This is a genomic window from Lysobacter soyae (genome assembly GCF_019551435.1).
Lineage (GTDB): Bacteria > Pseudomonadota > Gammaproteobacteria > Xanthomonadales > Xanthomonadaceae > Solilutibacter > Solilutibacter soyae.
The window spans coordinates 249,745-270,917 of sequence record NZ_CP080544.1 but is presented as its reverse complement, the minus strand read 5'-3'; the positions used below and the strand labels follow the sequence as shown (position 1 = coordinate 270,917).

The window sequence follows — 21,173 nt, the reverse complement described above, 5'->3', positions numbered from 1 at the left end:
CGTCAGGCGCCCGTGTCTGCCACGCGCGCGCGCAATTGCGGTGTCAGATACACCCATAACATGGCGGCCGGAATCAGCGCCATCACGGTAATGACAAAGTACATGCCGTAGCCCGTGCTCATGACGATGCCGCCGGCAAAGAAGCCCAGCACCTTGCCCGGCAAGTTCACCAACGAACTCAGCAGCGCGTATTGGGTGGCGGTGTGTTCTTTGTTCACCAGCGCGGACAGGAACGCGACGGTCGGCGGACCCAGCATGCCCAAGGTCAGGTTTTCAGCCGAGATCACCAGCGTGAGCACCATCAGATCACCCTTGTGCACGATCAGAAACAGGTAGAGCAGATTGCATGCGCCGCAAATGATCGTCATCGCACCGAGCGATTTCCATGCGCCCCAACGCGCCACCATGGCGCCGCCGAAGAACACGCCGAGGATGCCGACCCACACCCCCCACAACTTGGTGATGGAACCGATCTCGGTTTTGCTGAAGCCCATCTCACGATAGAACGGGCTCATGATGCCGCCGATCGTGGCCTGTTCGGGAATCTTGAACAGCAGGATGAAGGCCAAGATCGTTAACGCGAGTGCCCAGCCATAGCGGCGGAAGAAATCGGCAAACGGGTCGACGATGGCCAGTCGCATCGCCTCGCCCCAGGCTTTCGGCAGTGCGCGATGGGCTTCGGGTTCCTTTGCCAACACGGTGGCGATGATCGGCGCCACCATCAATGCCGCCATCACGTAGTACACGATCGGCCAGGAAATATGGTCCGCCATGATCAGCGCGAACGCGCCCGCCATGATCAGGCCGATGCGATAGCCCAACGAATAGGTGGCAACCAACGCGCCCTGTTCTTCCACCGGCGCGATTTCGATGCGATAGGCGTCGACGGCAATATCCTGGGTAGCGCCAAAGAAGGCCACGGCCAAGGTCGCCCAGATGAAAGCGCCCAAGTGCGACGGGGTAATGAGCCCCATGAAAATCAAGCCCACGACCACGCCGAACTGCGCACACAGCAACCAGCCACGGCGGCGCCCGAGTTTCGAGAAGGCCGGCAATCCGGTGTGATCCAGCAGCGGCGCCCAAAGGAACTTGAAGGCATACAGCATGCCGGCACTGGCAATCATGGTGATTTCTTTCAAGACGATGTTGTTGTCTTTCAGCCACATCGCCAACGTACCTGCTACCAGCAAGAACGGCAGCCCGGAAGAAAATCCGAAGAAGAACATCGTCCAGGCTTTGGGGCCGGTGAACGATTTCCACACCGAGGTCTTGCGCTTCTTTTCCGGTGCGGTTTGATTCATGCGTTGTCGTTCCAGTCGAGTTCTACGAGATAAGGGGCGTGGTCCGAGAAATACGGCTCACGAAAATGCTGTGCGCTTTTCACGTGCTGTGCGAGCTTGGGTGTGAGCAATTGGTAATCGATGCGCCAGCCCACGTCTTTGCCACGCGAGCCGCCGCGTTGGCTCCACCAGCTGTATTCGATGTCGTCCGGGCGCGCGACGCGAAAACTGTCATGCCAACCGTCGGTGGGCTGCGTACTGCCATCGCCGTATGCATCGGCGATCAATCCGTTCAACCAAGCGCGCTCATGCGGCAGGCAACCGGTGTTTTTTTGATTGCTCTTCCAATTTTTGATATCGCGCTCGGAACGCACGATGTTCCAATCACCGCACAAAACGTACTCGCGTCCACTCGTGCGCCAGGCCTCGAGCTTGGGCGCGAGCCACTGCATGACGTCTTCCTTCAGCCCTTGGCGCAATTCACCGGAGGTGCCGGACGGGATGTAAAACGACACAACGCTCAAGTTGCCGAATTGCGCTTCGATATACCGCCCTTCTTCATCGAAATCCGGCCGATCGAGGCTGGTGAGAATTCGGTCCGGCGCGCGCCGTGAATAAATGGCGACGCCGCTATAACCCTTCTTCACCGTCGAATCGCGGAAATGGACGTGATAGCCCTCGGGATTGAACAATTCGCCGGTCAGTTGATGCGCCTGTGCTTTGGTTTCCTGCACCGCCATGACATCGATGTCCTGTGTCCGGAACCAGTCGAAAAAGCCTTTGCTGGCTGCGGACCGCAGACCGTTGGCGTTGAAACTCAAGATGCGCATGGAGCGTCCAAGGAACTATCGAATTCGATGATAGCAAGCAAATTCCGTATCATTGATGCGTCTAATGAACGGTGGACACAACGCATGAATCCGGCACTTCCGGCAACCCGACGTCGCTTTCTCGAACTGGCGATGCGCATGGACGCATTGCGATTCGGCGCGTTCACTTTGAAATCGGGTCGCAGCAGTCCCTACTTCTTCAACGCCGGGCAATTCAACACGGGCGCCTCGTTGCTGGCGCTGGCTGAATGTTATGCGGATGCGTTGGCCGAAAACGGTGTGGCATTCGACATGCTGTTCGGGCCTGCTTACAAGGGGATTCCTCTGTCCACGTCGCTCGCGTGCGAACTTGCAAGGCGCGGCCGCGATTTGGACGTGGCGTTCAACCGGAAAGAGGCGAAGACGCACGGCGAAGGCGGCACCTTGATGGGCGCATCCGTCGCGGGCAAACGCGTCTTGATCGTCGATGACGTCATTACCGCGGGCACGGCGATCCGTGAGGCCATCAGCCATATCGAGACGGCGGGCGGCACGGTCGCAGGGGTGGTTATTGCCTTGGACCGCCAGGAGATTCTCGATCCCGCGCAGCCGATTTCAGCCGTCGATTCGGTACGCAACAGCACCGGTGTGCCTGTGGTCGCCGTGGCGACCCTCGCCGACTTGCTCGCCTTTGCGGCTGACGATGCCACCCTTCAACTACACCACGACGCATTGCTGGCGTATCGTTCAAGCTATGGCAGCAATTGATCGGGGGATCCAGTCATGAAATTTCAAAACGCTATAGCAATATCCGTTCTGTGTTTAAGCGCGACCGCCGCGGTGGGTGCACAAGAGCGCAAGGTGACCTGTTGGCAAGAGGGCGGCCGCCAGGTGTGCGGCGATGCCATGCCGGCAAGTGCGGCAAACAGCGCACGAAAGGTCTATAACGCCCAAGGCGTCATGACTGATTCGCAAGGCCGTGTGTTGTCGCCGGCCGAACGTGCGGCAGCGGATGCAGCCAACGCCGCCCGCACCCGCAGCGATGAAGAGAAGGCTCGCGAGGCCCGCGAGCAGATGGCTTTGGCCGAGTCCTACCCGAGCGAGCAGGATTTGAATCGCGCTTATCAATTGCGGCTGGATATTTCCAAAGGCAGCGTGATGGCCGCAACAGCGTCGCTCTCGACCCAGCGCAAAGCCTTGATCGCGGTTTTGCAGCAAGCGGCCGAGGCCGAAATGAGCGGCAAGCCGGTGAGCAAGGCGCAAGCGGATGCGGTGACCAGCCAACGCAATGTCTTGATCAGCACGATGAATAGTCTCAACCAGATGCGCGCCGAGAAAGACAAGATCGACACCGATTACCAAGCCGCTGTCGTGCGTTACCGCAAGGCCAAACTGGTGCCGTTGGACGGCCCGGTGATTCCCTTGTCGAAATAAAGAAAACCGCCACATCTTGTGTTGCCTAATTCCTACACCCCCTGTATCTTGGGGGTGTCGGTTCCGTGGCCACCCCACGGATGAAAAGGGAAGCCGGTTTGAATCCGGCGCTGCCCCGCAGCGGTACTTGGAAACGAAATCGCAGATTGCACTGGTGTTGTGACGCCGGGAAGCAGCGAAAGTAGGTCGTCCTGATACGGACGGTGTCCATAAGCCCGAAGACCTGCCGACAGCCGCGCGAAGCACAACGCGTGGTGCCGGCCGCAAGGTCTCCGGGGGGAGATGGCTGGTGCAGCAGAACGCGCCGCCGGCGTCTTGGGTTCTGCGACACCATCCGTCCATCCTGAATCTTGCTTGCCGTCTGTTGTCTGCGAGGGCCGACAACGCGTGCATCAATCAGGAGTGGATTGCATGACACAGACCAACGAAAACGCCGTACTTGAACCGGTTTCACCACCCGATCCCGCTTTCGATCTGACGCCGCCCCCGACGGCCTCAGGCATGCGGGTGCGCAAGCGTAACGGCCACGCCGAACTGGTCGATCTCAACAAGATTGTGCGCGCCATCGCGCGTGCGGCGGATGGCTTGCATGCAGTTGAACCCATGCGCGTGGCGACGCGCACCATTTCCGGTTTGTATGACGGCGCGACGACGCGCGAGTTGGACGAACTCTCGATCCGCACCGCGGCCCTGCTGACGGGTGAAGAGCCGGAGTACGGCAAGCTTGCTGCGCGCCTGCTCGCCGAGGTGATCGAGAAGGAAGTCACCGGCCAAGAGATTCACGCGTTTTCGCAATCGGTGATGCGCGGGCACGAAACCGGTCTGATCAACGATCGTTTGCTGGAGTTCGTGCAAACCAATGCGCGCAAATTGAATGCGGCGATTGATCCGGCCTGCAATTTGCATTTCGAGTATTTCGGTTTGCGTACGCTGTACGACCGTTACTTGCTGCGTCATCCGCATTTGCGGTTGGTGATTGAGACACCGCAACAATTCTTCATGCGCATTGCGTGCGCATTGAGCGAAGACGCCGGCGAAGCCATTGCGCTGTACAACACGATGGCGAACCTGGAATACATTCCGAGCTCACCCACGCTCTTCAACAGCGGTACCTGCCACGAGCAATTGTCGAGCTGTTTCTTGCTCGATTCGCCGGAAGATACCTTGGAGGCGATCTACGCGAAATACGGCGACATCGCCCAGCTCTCCAAATTCAGCGGCGGCATCGGCGTCTCGTTCTCGCGTGTTCGCGCCAGCGGTTCCTTGATCCGGTCCACCAACGGCCATTCCAACGGCGTGGTGCCGTTCTTGAAAACCCTCGATGCCTCGGTTGCCGCAGTGAATCAAGGCGGCAAGCGCAAAGGTGCGGCCTGCGTGTATCTGGAACCTTGGCATGCCGATATCGAATCTTTCTTGGAGTTGCGCGACAACACCGGTGATGAAGCACGTCGTACGCACAACCTGAATCTGGCGAACTGGATTCCGGACCTCTTCATGCGGCGCGTCGAAGAAGATGCCATTTGGTCGTTGTTTGACCCGCGCGTGACCCCCGAGTTGGTGGACTTGTTCGGTCAGGACTTCGAGCACGCGTACACGCAGGCGGAAGCGCAAAACAAGTTCGCAAAACAAATGCCGGCGCGTGAGCTCTACGCGCGCATGATGCGGACCCTGGCGCAAACCGGCAATGGCTGGATGACCTTCAAAGATCATTGCAACCGCAAGAGCAATCAGACGGCCAAGCCCGGCAACGTGATTCATCTGTCCAACTTGTGCACGGAGATTCTCGAGGTCACCTCTTCCGATGAAACCGCGGTCTGCAATTTGGGCTCGATCAATCTGTCCCGCCATTTCGACGCCCATGGCGATTTCGATTTCGACAAGCTCGGCGAAACGGTGCAACAAGCTGTGCGGCAACTGGATCGCGTCATCGATTTGAATTTCTACCCGATCGAATCCGCACGTCGCGGCAACTTGCGCTGGCGGCCGGTCGGGCTCGGCATGATGGGTTTGCAGGATGTGTTCTTCAAGCTGCGCCTGCCCTTTGATTCGGACGCGGCGCGCGCCCTTTCCCTACGTATCGCCGAAACCATTTATTTCCATGCGTTGGATACTTCCTGCGAGTTGGCCATCGAACGCGGTGCGCATCCGAATTTCAACGAGACGCGCGCCGCCTACGGTGAATTGCAATTCGACAGTTGGGGTGTGGTGCCTGCCGACAGTGAACGCTGGCAAGCCTTGCGGGCAAGGATTCAAGCGAATGGCTTGCGCAATTCCTTGCTGATTGCGATTGCCCCGACCGCGACCATCGCCTCCATTGCCGGCTGCTACGAGTGCGTCGAACCGCAAACCAGCAATTTGTTCAAGCGCGAAACTTTGTCCGGCGACTTCCTGCAGGTGAACCGCTACTTGGTGGATGAGCTCAAGAAACTGGGGCTTTGGACCGCTGAAATGCGTGAATCGATCAAACATGCGGAAGGCTCGATTCAAGGGATCGCGTCGATTCCGCAGGTGTTGCGAGACGTGTACCGGACGACTTGGGAAGTGCCGATGCGCGGCTTGATCGACATGGCCGCCGACCGCGGTGCATTCATTGATCAGTCGGCCTCACTCAATTTGTTTATGGAAAATCCGAACATCGGCGCGATGTCGTCGATGTACATGTATGCCTGGAAGCGCGGCGTCAAAACGACCTACTACCTGCGTTCGCGTCCGGCGACCCGCATCGCCAAAACCACCTTGGCCGGCACTGTCTCCGATCAAGCGGCGCTCGCCTGTTCGCTTGAAAATCCTGAAACCTGTGAGGCCTGCCAATGACTGCTGGAAAACACCTGCTCGATCCGGGTTTCGAGCTCACCCTCCGTCCGATGCGCTACCCGAAGTTCTACGAGATGTATCGCAGCGCCATCCGCAACACCTGGACGGTGGAGGAAGTGGATTTCTCCTTGGACGTGAAAGATCTGGCGCACAAATTCGGCGAGGCCGAGCGGCACCTGATAGAACGTTTGGTGGCATTTTTCGCCACCGGCGATTCCATCGTCGCCAACAACCTGGTGCTGAATCTTTACCAGCACATCAACGCACCGGAAGCGCGGATGTACTTGTCACGGCAGTTGTATGAAGAAGCCCTGCACGTGCAGTTCTATCTGACCTTGCTCGACACCTATCTGCCCGATCCTGCGGCACGTGCCAAAGCGTTCGCCGCTGTCGAGACGATTCCGTCCATTCGCAAGAAAGCGGACTTCTGTTTCAAGTGGATCAACAGCCTGCAAGATTTGCAGCGCATCGAGACACGTGAGCAGCGCCAGACATTCTTGCTCAATCTGGTGTGCTTTGCCGCCTGTATCGAAGGGCTGTTCTTCTTCGGTGCGTTTGCCTATGTGTATTACCTGCGCTCACGCGGACTCTTGCATGGGCTGGCCTCGGGCACCAACTGGGTGTTTCGTGATGAGAGTGCGCACATGGCGTTCGCGTTTGAAGTGATCGACACCGTACGTGCCGAAGAACCCGGCCTGTTCGATGCGGATTTGCAGGCGCGCGTGGTCGAGATGCTGAAGGAAGCCGTCGACTGCGAGTACGCCTTTGCGGAAGACACCTTGTCAGGCGGCGTGGCCGGCTTGTCGTTGCGGGATATGCGCGCCTACCTCGAGTACTGCGCCGACCAGCGTTTGCAGCAACTCGGTATGCCGAAACACTTCCATGCGCACAATCCCTTCCCGTTCATGGATCTGCAGGACGTGCAGGAGCTCACCAACTTCTTCGAGCGGCGCGTGTCGGCGTATCAGGTGGGGGTTAGCGGCGAGGTGGCGTTCGACCAGGCGTTCTGATCCACGTTTCAAGCACGCGCCCCGTGTCGGGGCGCGTGCGTTGTCTTAGAACGTCAGCGTCAATGCCGGATCAATTTCAAGCAACTTGGCGCGGAAAATGCCTTTGATTTCTTCGAGGCGTTCTTCGCTCTTGGCTTCAAAACGCAACACCAGAATCGGCGTGGTATTGGATGCACGCACCAAGCCCCAACCATCGACCCAGTCCGCGCGCAGGCCGTCCAACGTGGTCAGCTTTGCGCCATCGAAATCATTGAACTGGGCGAAGCGCGCGACAAAGGCATGCGGGTCTTCGACCGGCACTTTGATTTCCGGCGTGGAAATGCCTTCGGGAATTTCCGCGAACACTTCGTCTGCACTCTCGGTACGTCGGGCCAGAATTTCGAGCAGGCGCGCCGCGGCGTAGATGCCGTCGTCAAATCCGTACCAACGCTCTTGGAAGAAGAAGTGGCCGCTCATTTCACCGGCGAGCTCGGCTTCCTCTTCCTTCATTTTGGCTTTGATCAACGAATGCCCTGTCTTCCACATCATCGGGCTGCCGCCACGCCCCATGACGAAGGAACCGATCGCGCCGGTGCACTTCACGTCGTGGACGATCACTGCGCCCGGGTTGCGGCTGAGGACATCGTCAGCGAACAGCATCAACAAGCGATCCGGGAAGATGTTGTGCCCGGCGCGCGTGATCACACCCAAGCGATCACCGTCGCCGTCGAAGGCCACACCGAGATCCGCATCGCGTCGGGCGACCATGTCCACAAGGTCTTCGAGATTGTGCGGTTCGCTCGGGTCGGGATGATGGTTCGGGAAATGACCGTCAATCTCGCAGTACAGACGTTCGACGGTGGCACCGATGGCCTCCAACACAGCCGGCCCGACTTCGCCGGCAACACCATTGCCGGCATCGACGACAATGCGCAAAGGCCGTTCAAGCTGAATATCTGAAGCGATACGTTCGATGTAGGCTGGGTTGATGTCACGCGACTCGAGCGTGCCTTCCTGACCCGCTTGATGCAGTCGTTCTTCGCTGATGCGCGTGTACAAATCGGTGATGGCCTCCCCCGAGAGGGTGGTGCCGCCGACAACGATTTTGAAGCCGTTGTAATCCGGCGGATTATGGCTGCCGGTGACTGCCACGCAAGTTCCGGTACGCAGTTCGTATGCGCCGAAATACACCACCGGCGTCGGCGCCATGCCGATGTCGATGACGTTGCGGCCGGCCGCACGCAGACCCGCCGTGAGACCTTCCACCATGTCCGGGCCCGACAAGCGGCCATCACGTCCGACCACGATGTCTTTCAAGCCTTTTTCATGCATCAAGCTGCCGATGGCCTGCCCGATCTTGTGCGCCACCTCTTTGGACAATGTGTCGCCGACCACACCGCGAATGTCGTAAGCGCGGAAGATGCTCTTGTCGACGCCCGAAGCGGCACGTACAGCAGCGATCTCACGCAGTGATTGTTCGCGTGCGGCGCGCGCGGCCTGATTGGCTTGCAAACGTTGGTCAACCAAATCGGAAACGGTCACCGTGCTGCCGTCTGCAGTTTTCACAGCACCGGAGTCTTCTTCGGGCACCTCGGCTGCGCGCGCCTCGGCCGCTGCCTTTCGGCGTTTTGCTTGGGCCATCAGCAAGGCGATTCCGCCGAGCAATCCGAGCAAACCAAGAATCAACGACGGCCACGTACCGAGCCCGAGCACGCCCGGCGCAACCTCACCGGCCACGCCCAATACTTTCAGATGCGTCCCTTCGACGTCGGTGCTTTCTCCACTGGCTTTGTCGGCGATGCTCGCATCACCGGCACTCGCCAATGTCGAACGACCCTGAAGCAGCGCGACGTAGCTGCCATCGGTTTGCGTGCCAGTGACGACCGCCAAGGCCGGCGCTGCAGGTACATGCGCCAGTGCCACGTCGCCGTTGCTCAACGGCACACCCACGGCGAGCACCGTGGCGCTGCCGACTTTGACGAAGGACAAATCGGTTTTCTTGCTGTTGATGACGGATTCGGCCAGAGCGGTACGGCCGTACCCGCTCGCCGGCAAACCGGCGTACAAGGGTTCGAGATCGGGCGATAGCACTTCCGCGGCACTGGCCTCAGGCCACGCGCTTGCGAAGGCGCGTGAAGCCGCGGCACGATCTCCGGCCGCCAATGCGGATTCCACGGCGGGCGCATGCGCCGCTTTCTCTGCCGCGGTCACAGCTTTCTTCAGCACCGGGCGTAAGGCCGTCACCACCCCGTTGCGCAGATTGCCGACATTGCCCAAGCGGTCGCCTTGCTGCTTTTGACTGATGCCTTGCCAAAGCAGAAAGCCGCCGAGTCCGAGCAGCAACACGCCCAGCACCGTTTTTGCCGAATCACCGCCGGCTTTGCCCATGTTCAATTTCAAGTTCGCCATGAATAGTCCTTGTCAGCGCACGCCCGTGTGGCCGAAGCCACCTTCCCCGCGTCCGCTCGCGTCAAATGTCTCCACCACGTCCAGTGTCACACGGACGATCGGAAGTACCACCAATTGGGCGATACGATCGCCCGGTTCTATCGTAAAAGCCTCGCTGCCGCGATTCCAGATGCTGATCATCAGCGGGCCTTGGTAATCCGCATCGATGAGACCAGTGCCGTTGCCGAGAACGATGCCGTGTTTGTGACCGAGACCGGATCGCGGCAGGATGACTGCGCACAAGCCGGGGTCTTCGACATAAATGCTCAAACCCGACGGCAGCAGCTCGGTTTGACCCGGCTGCAAGGTGATCGACGAAGGCACGGCCGCACGCAAGTCCAAGGCCGCGCTCGCAGACGTCGCGTATTCCGGCAAAGGCCACTCGCTGCCGAAACGGGAATCCAGGATTTTGACTTGAAGGCGATGCGGACTCATTTCGGAAAAATTTCCTGGATATGTTGGACAAGACGGCGGGCGATGGCATGTTTGCTGTTGGGACCCAAGGTGACCTCACCGTCGGCCCAAACCAATTGCAAGGTGTTCCGGTCTGACTCGAAACCGCTGCCCGCCACGCCGACGCGGTTGGCGCAAATCATGTCGAGATGTTTGCGTTCGAGTTTGCCGCGCGCATATTGAACGACATCTTGCGTTTCGGCGGCAAAGCCGACCACGACGCGCGGTCGCAACGTATGCACGGCGACCTCGGCCAAAATATCGCGCGTGCGCGTCAGTTCAATCGTCAGGCCGGTGGTGTCGGGTTGTTTCTTGATTTTGTTTTCAGCCACGTGCGCGGGCGTGAAGTCGGCCACTGCGGCCGCACCGATATAGACATCCGCAGGCAAGGCACCCATCACCGCGGCGTGCATGTCGGCCGCGCTTCTGACATCAATACGCGTGACATCATCCGGTGTTTCAAGATGCACCGGACCCGCGATCAAGACAACCTCGAAGCCGGCGTCGCGCGCCGCCTCAGCCACGGCAAAACCCATCTTGCCGCTGCTGCGGTTGCCGATGAATCGCACCGGATCCAGATCCTCATAAGTGGGGCCGGCAGAAATGACCCATCGTGCGGCGTGCATACGCGTTTACCGACTCGCGCCCATGACGGCGTCAACCAAGGTCTCGGGTTCGACCATGCGCCCCGGCCCGTGTTCACCGCAGGCCATGTCGCCATTGTCGGGCCCGACGATCTGTGCGCCGCGGGACGTCAAGGTTTGAACATTGCTTTGCGTGGCAGCGTGCAACCACATCCGATGGTTCATCGCCGGTGCGATGTGCAGCGGCGCGGTCGAGGCGAGACACAGGGTCGTGACCAAATCGTCGGCCATGCCCCAGGCAAGTTTGGCCAGGGTGTTGGCGGTGGCGGGGGCGATCACGATGCAGTCGGCCCACCGTGCAAGCTCGATGTGCCCCATGGCGGCTTCCGCGTTCGAATCCCACAACGAGTGGCGCACTGTGCGGCCTGAAACCGCCTGCAGTGCGGTCTCACCAATGAACTGGTGGGCGTTGTCCGTCATCGCCACTTGCACTTCCGCACCGCGTTCGCGAAAACGGCGGACGAGGCTTGGGGTTTTGTAGGCCGCGATGCCACCGCAGACACACAGCAGAATCCGCTTGGCTTGATCGGCGCCACTGTCTTGCATCGGGAAAATCCCACTGGAATCGAGGTAACAGCTTACCCGAAGCGGCGCAGGCAGCCGACTGTGAGGACGCGGCGCGGACACCACACTGATGCCATTGAAATGGAGCGGCAACCCGTGCATATCCGAGATTGGCCTGTGGAAGAGCGTCCACGCGAAAAGCTGTTGAAGCGCGGCGCCATGACGTTGTCAGATGCCGAATTGTTGGCGCTATTCATCGGCAGCGGCGCGCGTGGCGAAGATGCGGTATCGGGCGCGCGCGCCTTGTTACTGGCCTGCGGCGGCATCCGCGGCTTGCTCGACAAACCGGCGGCAAGCTTGCAGCACCTCAAGGGCTTGGGGCCTGCCCGTGCCGCCTTGCTTGGGGCCGCCCTTGAGCTTGGCAACCGTCATCAGGCCGCGATGCTCGCGCGTGGCGACGCACTCACCGATCCGGCATCGGCGGCGCGCTATTTCAGCAGTCGCCTGCGCGCTTCGCCGCACGAAGTCTTCGCGGTCTTGTTCCTCGATACCCGCCATCGGGCCATCCAATTCGAAGAAATGTTTCGGGGCACCATTGACGGCGCTGAAGTTCACCCGCGGGAGATCGTCCGGCGTGCGCTCGAATGCAACGCTGCGGCGGTGATGGTCGGCCACAATCATCCCAGCGGACATAGCGAGCCAAGTGCCGCCGACCGCGCCGTCACCCAACGCTTGAAGCAGTCCTTGGCCTTGGTCGATATTCGCCTGCTCGATCATTTCGTGATCGGTGACGGGCCGCCGGTCTCGCTCGCGGCCAGAGGTTGGGTGTGAGCGCTCCGGTACAATGGCGTTCTCTCCCAAAACGCCGACAGACCTGTGAAATCCCAGCTGCGCGCCCTCGTCGAGAAGGCCATCCAATCCCTCGTTGAAGCCGGTACTTTGCCCGCGGATGCCGTCATCCCGGAATTCGTGATCGAGCGCCCGAAGGATCGAAGCCATGGCGATTTTTCGACCAATGCCGCGATGGTGTTGGCCAAGGCCGCACGGGGCAATCCGCGTCAACTGGCCAGCGCCTTGATCGAAGCCTTGCCCGAAGGCGGCTTGGTCGATCGCGTCGACATCGCCGGGCCGGGTTTCATCAATTTCCATGTCTCCGCCGATGCCTGGCGTGAGGTGGTGCGTGATGTCCATGCGCGCGGCGCCGCGTTCGGCCACAACACCTCGGGCAACGGTCACACGGTCGGTGTGGAATATGTGTCGGCCAATCCCACCGGTCCGTTGCATGTCGGTCACGGTCGGGCTGCGGCCATTGGCGACTGCATCGCGCGCGTCTTGCAGGCCAATGGCTGGAATGTGGCGCGCGAGTTCTATTACAACGACGCCGGCGTGCAAATCGAAAACCTCGCGTTGTCGGTACAAATGCGGGCGAAGGGCTTGAAGCCCGGCGACGCGAATTGGCCGGAAGCGGCGTACAACGGTGATTACATCGCCGATGTCGCAAACGCCTATTTGGCCGGCGAGTCGGTCACGGTCGAAGGCAAAACCGTCAGCGGCAAAAATGACGCCGATGATCTCGATGCCATTCGCGCCTTTGCCGTTGCGGCGTTGCGCTTGGAACAAAATGCCGACTTGGCCGCGTTCGGGGTCAGCTTCGACCGTTACTTCCTGGAGTCGTCGCTGTACTCGGATGGCAAGGTCGAGGAAACCGTCGAACGACTCAAGGCCGGCGGGCATACCTACGAGGAAGGCGGCGCGTTGTGGCTTCGCACGACCGACTTCGGCGACGACAAAGACCGTGTCATGCGCAAGTCAGATGGCACCTACACCTACTTCGTCCCGGATGTCGCCTACCACTTGAGCAAATGGCAACGCGGCTACGAGCGCGCGGTGACCGAACTCGGCGCCGACCACCATGGCTCGCTGGCGCGGGTTAAAGCCGGCTTGCAGGCCTTGGAATCGGGCATCCCGGCGGGTTATCCCGAATATGTGTTGCACCAGATGGTGACCGTCATGCGCGGCGGTGAAGAGGTGAAACTCTCCAAACGCGCCGGCAGCTATTTGACCTTGCGCGACTTGATTGAAGAAGTGGGTCGCGATGCGACGCGCTGGTTCCTCGTGGCACGCAAGCCGGACTCGCAACTGGTCTTCGATATCGACCTTGCCAAGACCCAATCCAACGACAACCCCGTGTATTACGTGCAATACGCGCATGCGCGGGTCAACAGTTTGTTGCGACAAGCTGCCGAGAAGGGTTTCAGTGTCGACCTCGCACAGGGACTCGCGCAGTTGGGCGTGATCGACGACGAAGCGTCGTTGAGCCTGATGATGGAATTGTCACGTTTTGCCGAGGTGGTGCAGAACGCCGGCATTCAGTTGGAACCGCATACCGTCGCGCAATACTTGCGTGAACTGGCCACCGCGTTCCACACCGCGTACCATGCGCGACCCGTACTGGTGGCAGATGAAGCGGAGCGCAACGCGCGTCTCGCTTTGTGCACAGCCACTGCGCAAGTATTGAAGAATGGTTTGGATTTGTTGGGCATGTCTGCCCCGGAGAAGATGTAAATGGCACAGAACCGTGGTCGCCAACCGGCCCGTCGCAACTACAACAGCAACCGCAACGCCGGGATGCCCGGCTGGGCTTGGTTGCTGATCGGCGCACTGATCGCCGCCTTGTTGTTCTTGTTCGTGCCCCGTTTCATGAACAAGGACGAGGGCGGTTTCTTCAAGCCCCAACCCAACCCCGACGCGCAGCCGATTTCCAGCAGTGGCGACGAGGCGGAAATGACGCCGGACGCACAAGCCACTGCAAAGAAATCGGCGGCCGATAAAAACGCGGCGGACCCGAACTATTCGTTCTACGACATGTTGCCGGGCGATGAAGTCAAACTGACCGACGCGCAATTGGCGGCCATGGCGAAGGCCGAAAAAGAAAAAACCGACGCCTCCGCCGCGAATGCCGACGCTGCGGCCGCGGACACCGGCGCTGCCGCTTTGCCGGAACCCATCGACACCGCCACAGCCTCCACAACGCCAGCATCGGCGCCGGCCGTGCCCGCCGCGAAGCCGACGACTGCGACCGAAAAGCCGAAGACGACTGAAGTCGCCAAGACGACGACGGCGAAAACCGTCTCGCCGAATACATCGACGCCTTACATCCTGCAAGCCGGTGCGTTCGGCCAAGCGTCGCAAGCCGACGAGTTGAAGGCCAAGGTTGCACTGCTGGGTCTCAACGCCCGCGTCGAGGAAGCCACGATCAACGGCAAGACCATGTTCCGCGTCCGCATGGGGCCTTACGCCACCGCGAGCGAGCTCTCTGCCGCGAAAACAAAACTGGGCAATGGCGGTTTGAGCGCCATTCCGATCAAGGCCAAGTAAGTCAAAACGCGCCGGAGTTAGCCATGAACACTTTATGCGTCACCGGCGCGACGTCGGGCTTCGGCCAAGCGATCGCCGAAAAATTTCTGTCTGAAGGCTGGCAAGTCATTGCCACGGGCCGCCGCGCCGATCGCTTGGCGGCGCTTAAATCGCAATGGGGCGACGCGGTGCACACGGCCGTTGTGGACATGCGCGATGAGACCGCGATTGCCGGTTTCGTGGCGGCCCTCCCCGAAGGCTTCAAACGCATCGCGGTGCTGGTGAACAATGCCGGTTTGGCATTGGGCACTTCACCCGCGCAGCGCGCCGAGCTCGCGCAGTGGAAACAGATGATCGACACCAATATCACCGGTTTGGTGACATTGACCCATGCCTTGCTGCCGTCGTTGATCGACAGCAAGGCGCTCATCGTCAACATCAGCTCGATTGCCGCAACCTACCCCTACACCGGCGGCAATGTGTACGGCGGCACCAAAGCCTTCGTATCGCAATTCTCGTTGGGTCTGCGATCCGACCTGCACGGTACAGGCGTGCGCGTCACCAGCATCGAGCCCGGCCTTGCCGAAACCGAATTCACCCTGGTCCGCAACGGCGGTGACCAAGCGGCGTCAGACACCCTGTACAAAGACGCCGCACCGATCGTCGGCAAGGACATCGCCGATCAAGTGTGGTGGCTATCGCAACTGCCGCCGCACTTGAATATCAACCGCTTGGAAGTGATGCCGGTGAGCCAGAGCTTTGCCGGATTCCAGATCCACCGGGGCTAAGCCGCCTCAGTCCAGCGGCGTGTCGTCCAAGTAGGTGTAGGCCGTCAGACCCGACTCCAATGCGGCATTCAAGCGATCGGCTTCCGACTTGCTCAAGTCCACCGCGCCCACACGGGCACGATAGATTCGCCGCAGGTCATCCAGCTTGTAGCCGACGTAGTCGAGCATCACGTCGGTCGTGTCGCCACGACGTTGCTGGGTCACGCGGCATTCGCCTTCGTGCACTTTGACCTCGATGGCATCGGTGTCGCCGAACAAGTTGTGGATGTCGCCGAGAATTTCCTGATAGGCGCCGACCAGGAAGAAGCCCAGACGGTAGCTTTCGCCTTTGCGCAGCTCGTGCAGCGGCAACGACGTATCCAGATCTTCGTTTTCGACGTAGACATCGATCTTGCCGTCCGAATCACACGTCAGGTCGGCGATGATGCCGCGCCGTGTCGGTGCTTCGTTCAAGCGCTCGATCGGCACGATCGGAAAGACTTGGTCGATCGCCCAGACATCCGGCATGGATTCAAACACGCTGAAGTTGACGAAGTACTTGTCGACCAAACGCTCGTTCAACTCATCAAGCAAGTCACGATGGCTCTTTTCGTCATATGTCAAACGCGATTTCACCGCGTGCGCGATGGCATAGAACAAATCATCAATGCGCGCACGTTGCACCAGATCAATCTGTCCCAGCGCATACAGCGACAAGCCTTCGGCATGTGCCTGGGTGGCTTCATGGAACACTTCAACCGCCGGACGTTCAGCCAACTCGGCGTGCAGCTCGCGCAAATCGCGCACCGGCTGAGACTCGTCCTCATTGTGCGGCGGCACGCGGCCTTCCGGCGCCTGCTCGACTTCGCTCACGTTGGCCACCAACACGGCGTGGTGGGCGGTCATGGCGCGACCGCATTCGGTCACGATGCGCGGCGGCGGCAGATCGTTCTGTTCGCAGGCTTGCGCCAAGGGTTGAACGATGCTCGAGGCATAGTGATGCACGCCATAGTTCACCGAGTTGTAACTGCGCGAGCGCGTGCCTTCGTAGTCGATGCCGAGACCGCCGCCCACGTCGACGTGGCTGATCTTCGCACCCAACTTCGACAATTCGACGAAGTAGCGCGTGGCTTCGCGCATGCCGTTGGCGATATCACGCACATTGGAAATTTGCGAACCCATATGGAAGTGCAGCAATTCCAGGCAATCGCCGAGCTCGGCGTCGCGCAGCGATTTCCAAAGGTCCAAAACCTGACGCGGATTCAAGCCGAACTTGGCTTTGTCGCCGCCGGAGTTCTGCCACTTGCCCGCGCCCAGCGACGCCAGGCGCATGCGCACACCCAAGCCCGGTTTGACGCCGAGGTTCTTGGATTCTTCCAGCACCAATTTCAGTTCTGACGGCTTCTCGATGACGATGTAGGTTTGCAGCCCGAGCTTGCGGCCGATCAAGGCCAGGCGGATGTATTCGCGATCCTTGTAACCGTTGCAGACGATCAAGCCGCCCGGACGCGACAAGGCCAACACCGCCATCAGTTCGGGTTTGGAACCGGCCTCGAGGCCGAAGCCTTCGCCATGATGGCTGGCCAAGGTGCCGGCGACGCCCGCGTGTTGGTTGACCTTGATCGGGTACACCGCGGTATAGCCACCGCGATAGTCCCAATCCTGCTGGGCTTGCGCGAACGCGCCCTGCAGCTTGGCAAGACGGTGGCCCAGGATGTCGGGAAACCGCACCAGCACCGGCAAATGCGCGCCGCCCTGCAAGGCGCGATTTACCGCCTCGGCCAGCGCGATTTTCGGGCCCTCGGCGCCCAGTGGCGAGACGACAACGCGGCCATCGCCGTCCACGTCGAAATACCCTTCAGACCAATGCGGTATGGAGTAGGTCTTGCGGGCGGCTTCAAGGTTCCAAGCGGACATGCGGCGAATCCAAAACGAGGGAAAGACTGCCGCCATTCTACGGTGCCGCGCATTCGCGAAACGTTGCGCCGTGTCTGCACCCGGACGCCACCTGCGCTCCGCTACAATCCGCGCTTCAACTCGCAAACGCATGGCTGAAGAGATGACTCCCAACGATTGGCACTACGAACCCTTCGAACCCACCGGCTCGGCCATCGGCTTCCGCATCAAAGGCAAGCTCGATGAAGTGCAATCGCCATTTCAGAAGATCGAGATCTACGAATCGACCGACTGGGGCAATCTGATGCTGATTGACGGCGCGATGATGCTGACCACGCGCGACAATTTTTTCTATCACGAGATGATTGCGCACCCCGTGTTGTTCACCCATCCGGCGCCCAAGCGCGTGGTGATCATCGGCGGCGGCGACTGCGGCACCTTGCGTGAAGTCTTGAAGCATCCGGGCGTGGAGAAAGCCACGCAATGCGACATCGACGAGCAAGTCACGCGCATGGCGGAAAAGTATTTCCCCGAGCTATGCGAATCCAACGGTGATGCGCGCGCCGACATCCTGTGGGACGACGGCCTCGCCTACATGAAAAATTGCGAACCCGGCAGCGTCGACATCGTCATCGTCGATTCCACCGATCCCGTCGGTCCGGCCGAAGGGCTGTTCAACGCCGCATTTTTTGCCGATTGCGCCCGTGCGCTGAAAGACGACGGCATTCTCGTCCAACAATCCGAATCGCCGTTGGCACTTCTGGATTTGATCAAAGAGATGCGCGTCGAGATGGGCAAGGCCGGTTTCACCACGTTTGAAACCCTGCCCTTCCCGCAGCCTTGCTATCCGACCGGCTGGTGGAGCGTGACGATGGCGCGCAAGTCCGGCGGTTTCGATTTCCGCGAGGCGGACGCACGCGCCAAAGCGTTTGATACGCGTTACTACACCGCTGACATCCACATCGGTGCGCGCCATCTGCCGCCCTTCGTGGCGGACGCATTGAAAGCCTGAACGAACGCGCCCGCCGGATCTTTTCGGCGGGCCGGCTTCCCACGACCCATACAGGCTGCGCGGCATACTGATCGGATGCTGGTGCGCTTGCTACTTTCGAGTTCCGCTGCCCGAGCTGCGCAATGGTTGGCGCTGCTCTGGTTGTCGATGCCCGCAGTTGGCGCGACCACAGGGGCAGTGACGCCGCCCAAAGTGGCGACGCAGATCTCCTCGACCGCAAATTTCGAGCAGGCCTTGTTCGAGTTTCATCAGGCCGAGCAGGAGAACCTGCCCCCCGAGGAATATTTGCGGCAACTCTCCGCGATTGAAACCCGGTTCGCCGGATCGCGGCGCACTTCAAAACGCAAGATCGTGATCGATGCCGAGCGCTGCCCGTACTTCGCGTTTTCAGGTGCGCAAGAATCGGCCACCTACATTGCCAGCGGCATCGAACGCGCGACGCACGCCAAGATGCCCATTGCCGAAAACATGTTCCGTCTCTGCGAGCTTGGGCTTCAAGGCGATACCTTGGATAGCATTGCCTTGGACGGCGTCATTGCGCGTTTCAACGCGCTTGAATCGCCCTATCAAAAGGCGCGCGCCTTGGCGCTTCGTGCCGACGTCAATTCTGTGCGCGGCGACATCGCAGAAGCCCTGCTCGACTATCAACGTGCACGCGCCGCCTTCGCACGCGCCGGCATCCCCGGTGCGCTGCCGAACATGGCGGTCGGTGAAGCCATCGCGCGCCGACGCATGGGCGATCTGGCCGGTGCAGAAGCGACCTTGGTCGCAGCGTTGCCGCATTGGCGCACGGCCGACAATCCGCGCGAGCTAGCTTACGTCAACATCCAGCTGGGCTTCGTGAAAATCGAAGCGGGCGATTCCGCAGCCGCAAAGGCCGCTTTGCGGCAAGCGCTACTCGAGGCGCGCCGCGCCAAAGACCCGAATATTGAAGGCGCCGCCTTGATCGGTTTGGGCTATGCACAAGTACGTAACAGTGAGTGGGCCGAGGGCTTGGCCGCCGCGCGTCAGGCCCGTGCCCTGTTGAAAGTGGAAGATCCGGCCGCGCGTCGCGACGTGGCGATGTCGCGTTACGTCGAAGGGGTCGGCTTGGCGGGAATGGGTCAACTGAATGCGGCGAGCTACGCCTTGGACGCTGCACTGAAAGATTTCCAAGCCCTCAAGAACGACCGCCTGACCGCATTGGCGCTGAAAGCCAAGGCCGACTTGTTGGCGGACCAAGGACAGCCGCAGGCGGCACTCGAAACGTTTAAGCAGTACATGGCGATCGAGGCACGCCTGCACAAAAAAATGTTGATCGAGCAGAGCACCTTGCTCCGGCAGGAGTACGAGATTCAATCTCAGGCGTTCGAAACGCGGGAGCTGCGCATAAACCGCTTGGCACAGGAACGACAACTTTCCGTGCTGCAGACGGCGCGACGTTGGCAGGGCTTGGCGCTGGTGGCGACATTGGTGTCGTTGGTTTTGGTCGGCATGTTTGCCTGGCGGCAGTGGCGGCGCGGTCGGAAATTGAATGTCTTGGCGCATCAGGATCCGTTAACGCGGCTCGCCAACCGCAATCGCATGGAACATTTCGCCCAAACGCATATGAGCCAAGCCGATGCTTCAGGTGCGCCGCTCAGTTTGCTGATTCTCGACCTCGATCATTTCAAAGTGATCAACGACACCTACGGTCATCTGGTCGGCGACATCGTGTTGAAGGAGGTCACGCGGGTGTGGAGCGACACCATGCGCTCAAACGACTTGCTTGGACGTTTCGGCGGCGAGGAATTTTTGGCCTTGTGCCCCGGCGTCGATCTCGGCACCGCCGTTGCGGTTGGCAATCGTTTGCGTCAAGCCGCAGCCAACATGCAGTTGGGCGCGATTGACCCGAATTTGAAAATCACCGTCAGTGTCGGCGTCGCGCAATACGTGAAAGGCGAAACCCGGGATCAGTGGATTGAACGTGCCGATCGCGCGCTGTACGCCGCCAAACAGAATGGGCGTGATCGCGTTGAGGCCGCCCCGCGAGCGGTTTAGAGCGCGTCGCCGTCCAATTCGCCGGTGCGAATGCGCACCACCCGTTCGAGATCCCAGACGAAAATCTTGCCATCGCCGATTTTTCCGGTGCCGGCGCTTTGCATGATCGCTTCGGTGACGGCTTCGACTTGATCGCCGGCCACGGCGACTTCCAATTTCAGCTTGGGCAGGAAATCGACGACGTATTCCGCGCCGCGATAGAGCTCGGTGTGACCTTTTTGCCGACCGAAACCCTTCACTTCCGTCACCGTGATGCCGGCCACGCCGACGTCCGCGAGCGCTTCGCGCACGTCATCGAGTTTGAACGGCTTGATGATGGCCATCACCATTTTCATCGCGGGGCTCCTTTATGCTGTTGCAAGCTTAATCGGAAACACCCGATGCGTGCTCGGGCATTTCGCCTACTGTGTTCGCCATGGGCGCGACGCAGGATGAGCACACACCCATCGAAAGGACACACCCATGATCGACTTCAGCCAATTGGATGACCTCGCCCGCCGCCTCGGCAATTTGTTGCCGCCGGGAGTGCGCGAGAACCGTGAAGAACTGCAGCAAAACTTCAAAGCGGTGTTGCAATCCGGCTTGGCGAAGCTGGACCTCGTGACGCGCGAAGAGTTTGAAGTGCAGCGCGCGGTGTTGCTGCGCACGCGCGAAAAGATCGAGATGCTCGAGCGCCGCCTGGCCGAAATCGAACGCGGCGACGACGACGCCAACACCCAGAATTTCGCCCACTAAGGTCGCCCGCCA

The 21,173-nt window shown here is 60.2% G+C and carries 17 protein-coding genes, 1 pseudogene and 1 riboswitch; of the genes and pseudogenes, 11 read left to right on the top strand and 7 right to left on the bottom strand.

What is annotated here, in order from left to right; genetic code table 11:
- Positions 1 to 2 precede the first annotated feature (2 nt).
- Both H8L67_RS01300 and H8L67_RS01295 read right to left on the bottom strand, forming a co-directional pair.
- A complete protein-coding gene (locus tag H8L67_RS01300) occupies positions 3 to 1,301 on the bottom strand; it encodes an AmpG family muropeptide MFS transporter (RefSeq protein ID WP_255555987.1) in 1,299 nt (432 codons plus the stop codon).
- On the bottom strand, positions 1,298 to 2,110 hold the full coding sequence (locus H8L67_RS01295) for an exodeoxyribonuclease III (RefSeq protein WP_220380004.1): 813 nt from the start codon (positions 2,108 to 2,110) through the stop codon (positions 1,298 to 1,300). Before H8L67_RS01295 ends, H8L67_RS01300 begins: the two co-directional genes overlap by 4 nt.
- An 84-nt stretch (positions 2,111 to 2,194) precedes the next feature.
- Between H8L67_RS01295 and pyrE the strand changes: the two genes are divergently transcribed.
- From pyrE to H8L67_RS01275, 4 genes are all read left to right on the top strand, one after another.
- On the top strand, positions 2,195 to 2,857 hold the full coding sequence (gene pyrE / locus H8L67_RS01290) for an orotate phosphoribosyltransferase (protein WP_220380003.1): 663 nt from the start codon (positions 2,195 to 2,197) through the stop codon (positions 2,855 to 2,857).
- A gap of 15 nt (positions 2,858 to 2,872) precedes the next feature.
- Entirely contained in the window at positions 2,873 to 3,523 is a 651-nt protein-coding gene (locus H8L67_RS01285; RefSeq protein ID WP_220380002.1) for a hypothetical protein, read from the top strand.
- A gap of 41 nt (positions 3,524 to 3,564) precedes the next feature.
- A riboswitch (cobalamin riboswitch) is annotated at positions 3,565 to 3,768 on the top strand.
- A gap of 166 nt (positions 3,769 to 3,934) precedes the next feature.
- Positions 3,935 to 6,337, top strand: a complete 2,403-nt coding sequence (locus H8L67_RS01280) for a ribonucleoside-diphosphate reductase subunit alpha (RefSeq protein WP_220380001.1) — start codon at positions 3,935 to 3,937, stop codon at positions 6,335 to 6,337.
- Positions 6,334 to 7,347 carry a ribonucleotide-diphosphate reductase subunit beta gene (locus H8L67_RS01275; protein WP_220380000.1) on the top strand — a complete coding sequence of 338 codons (1,014 nt, stop codon included), beginning with the start codon at positions 6,334 to 6,336 and terminating at the stop codon, positions 7,345 to 7,347. The genes H8L67_RS01280 and H8L67_RS01275 overlap by 4 nt, the downstream gene beginning before the upstream one ends.
- A 45-nt stretch (positions 7,348 to 7,392) precedes the next feature.
- Here H8L67_RS01275 and H8L67_RS10365 read toward each other — a convergent pair whose 3' ends face one another.
- The 3 genes and pseudogenes from H8L67_RS10365 to coaBC form a co-directional block, all read right to left on the bottom strand.
- Positions 7,393 to 9,735: a phosphomannomutase/phosphoglucomutase gene (locus H8L67_RS10365; protein WP_305068563.1), complete on the bottom strand. Its 2,343-nt coding sequence runs from the start codon at positions 9,733 to 9,735 to the stop codon at positions 7,393 to 7,395.
- Between the two features lie 12 nt (positions 9,736 to 9,747).
- Entirely contained in the window at positions 9,748 to 10,209 is a 462-nt protein-coding gene (gene dut / locus H8L67_RS01265) for a dUTP diphosphatase (RefSeq protein WP_220379999.1), read from the bottom strand.
- Positions 10,206 to 11,417: pseudogene (gene coaBC / locus H8L67_RS01260) on the bottom strand (bifunctional phosphopantothenoylcysteine decarboxylase/phosphopantothenate--cysteine ligase CoaBC). The gene dut and the pseudogene coaBC overlap by 4 nt, the downstream one beginning before the upstream one ends.
- Before the next feature lie 114 nt (positions 11,418 to 11,531).
- Here coaBC and radC point away from each other — a divergent pair.
- Genes radC through H8L67_RS01240 form a run of 4 tightly spaced genes read left to right on the top strand, consistent with a single transcriptional unit; the run spans position 11,532 to position 15,520 of the window.
- Positions 11,532 to 12,206, top strand: coding sequence for a RadC family protein (gene radC / locus H8L67_RS01255; RefSeq protein ID WP_434063439.1), 675 nt, complete (start codon positions 11,532 to 11,534; stop codon positions 12,204 to 12,206).
- Between the two features lie 45 nt (positions 12,207 to 12,251).
- Positions 12,252 to 13,940 (top strand): arginine--tRNA ligase, encoded by a 1,689-nt coding sequence (gene argS, locus H8L67_RS01250; RefSeq protein ID WP_220379997.1) that lies wholly within the window; start codon positions 12,252 to 12,254, stop codon positions 13,938 to 13,940.
- The gene (locus H8L67_RS01245; RefSeq protein ID WP_220379996.1) at positions 13,941 to 14,753 is read left to right on the top strand and encodes an SPOR domain-containing protein; all 813 of its coding nucleotides are present in this window, start codon (positions 13,941 to 13,943) and stop codon (positions 14,751 to 14,753) included.
- A 23-nt stretch (positions 14,754 to 14,776) separates the two neighbouring features.
- Entirely contained in the window at positions 14,777 to 15,520 is a 744-nt protein-coding gene (locus H8L67_RS01240) for an SDR family NAD(P)-dependent oxidoreductase (RefSeq protein WP_220379995.1), read from the top strand.
- A 6-nt stretch (positions 15,521 to 15,526) separates the two neighbouring features.
- Here the strand turns inward: H8L67_RS01240 and speA are convergent, their stop codons facing one another.
- On the bottom strand, positions 15,527 to 17,416 hold the full coding sequence (speA, locus tag H8L67_RS01235) for an arginine decarboxylase (protein ID WP_220379994.1): 1,890 nt from the start codon (positions 17,414 to 17,416) through the stop codon (positions 15,527 to 15,529).
- Positions 17,417 to 17,558: 142 nt separating this feature from the next.
- Between speA and speE the strand changes: the two genes are divergently transcribed.
- Both speE and H8L67_RS01225 read left to right on the top strand, forming a co-directional pair.
- On the top strand, positions 17,559 to 18,407 hold the full coding sequence (gene speE, locus H8L67_RS01230) for a polyamine aminopropyltransferase (RefSeq protein WP_220380675.1): 849 nt from the start codon (positions 17,559 to 17,561) through the stop codon (positions 18,405 to 18,407).
- 81 nt (positions 18,408 to 18,488) lie between these two features.
- Positions 18,489 to 20,426, top strand: a complete 1,938-nt coding sequence (locus H8L67_RS01225) for a GGDEF domain-containing protein (protein WP_220379993.1) — start codon at positions 18,489 to 18,491, stop codon at positions 20,424 to 20,426.
- Here the strand turns inward: H8L67_RS01225 and H8L67_RS01220 are convergent.
- Positions 20,423 to 20,761, bottom strand: a complete 339-nt coding sequence (locus H8L67_RS01220) for a P-II family nitrogen regulator (RefSeq protein ID WP_220379992.1) — start codon at positions 20,759 to 20,761, stop codon at positions 20,423 to 20,425. The genes H8L67_RS01225 and H8L67_RS01220 overlap by 4 nt on opposite strands.
- A 127-nt stretch (positions 20,762 to 20,888) precedes the next feature.
- Here H8L67_RS01220 and ubiK point away from each other — a divergent pair, with 127 nt between their 5' ends.
- A complete protein-coding gene (gene ubiK / locus H8L67_RS01215) occupies positions 20,889 to 21,161 on the top strand; it encodes a ubiquinone biosynthesis accessory factor UbiK (RefSeq protein ID WP_220379991.1) in 273 nt (90 codons plus the stop codon).
- The last annotated feature ends 12 nt before the right edge of the window (positions 21,162 to 21,173 follow it).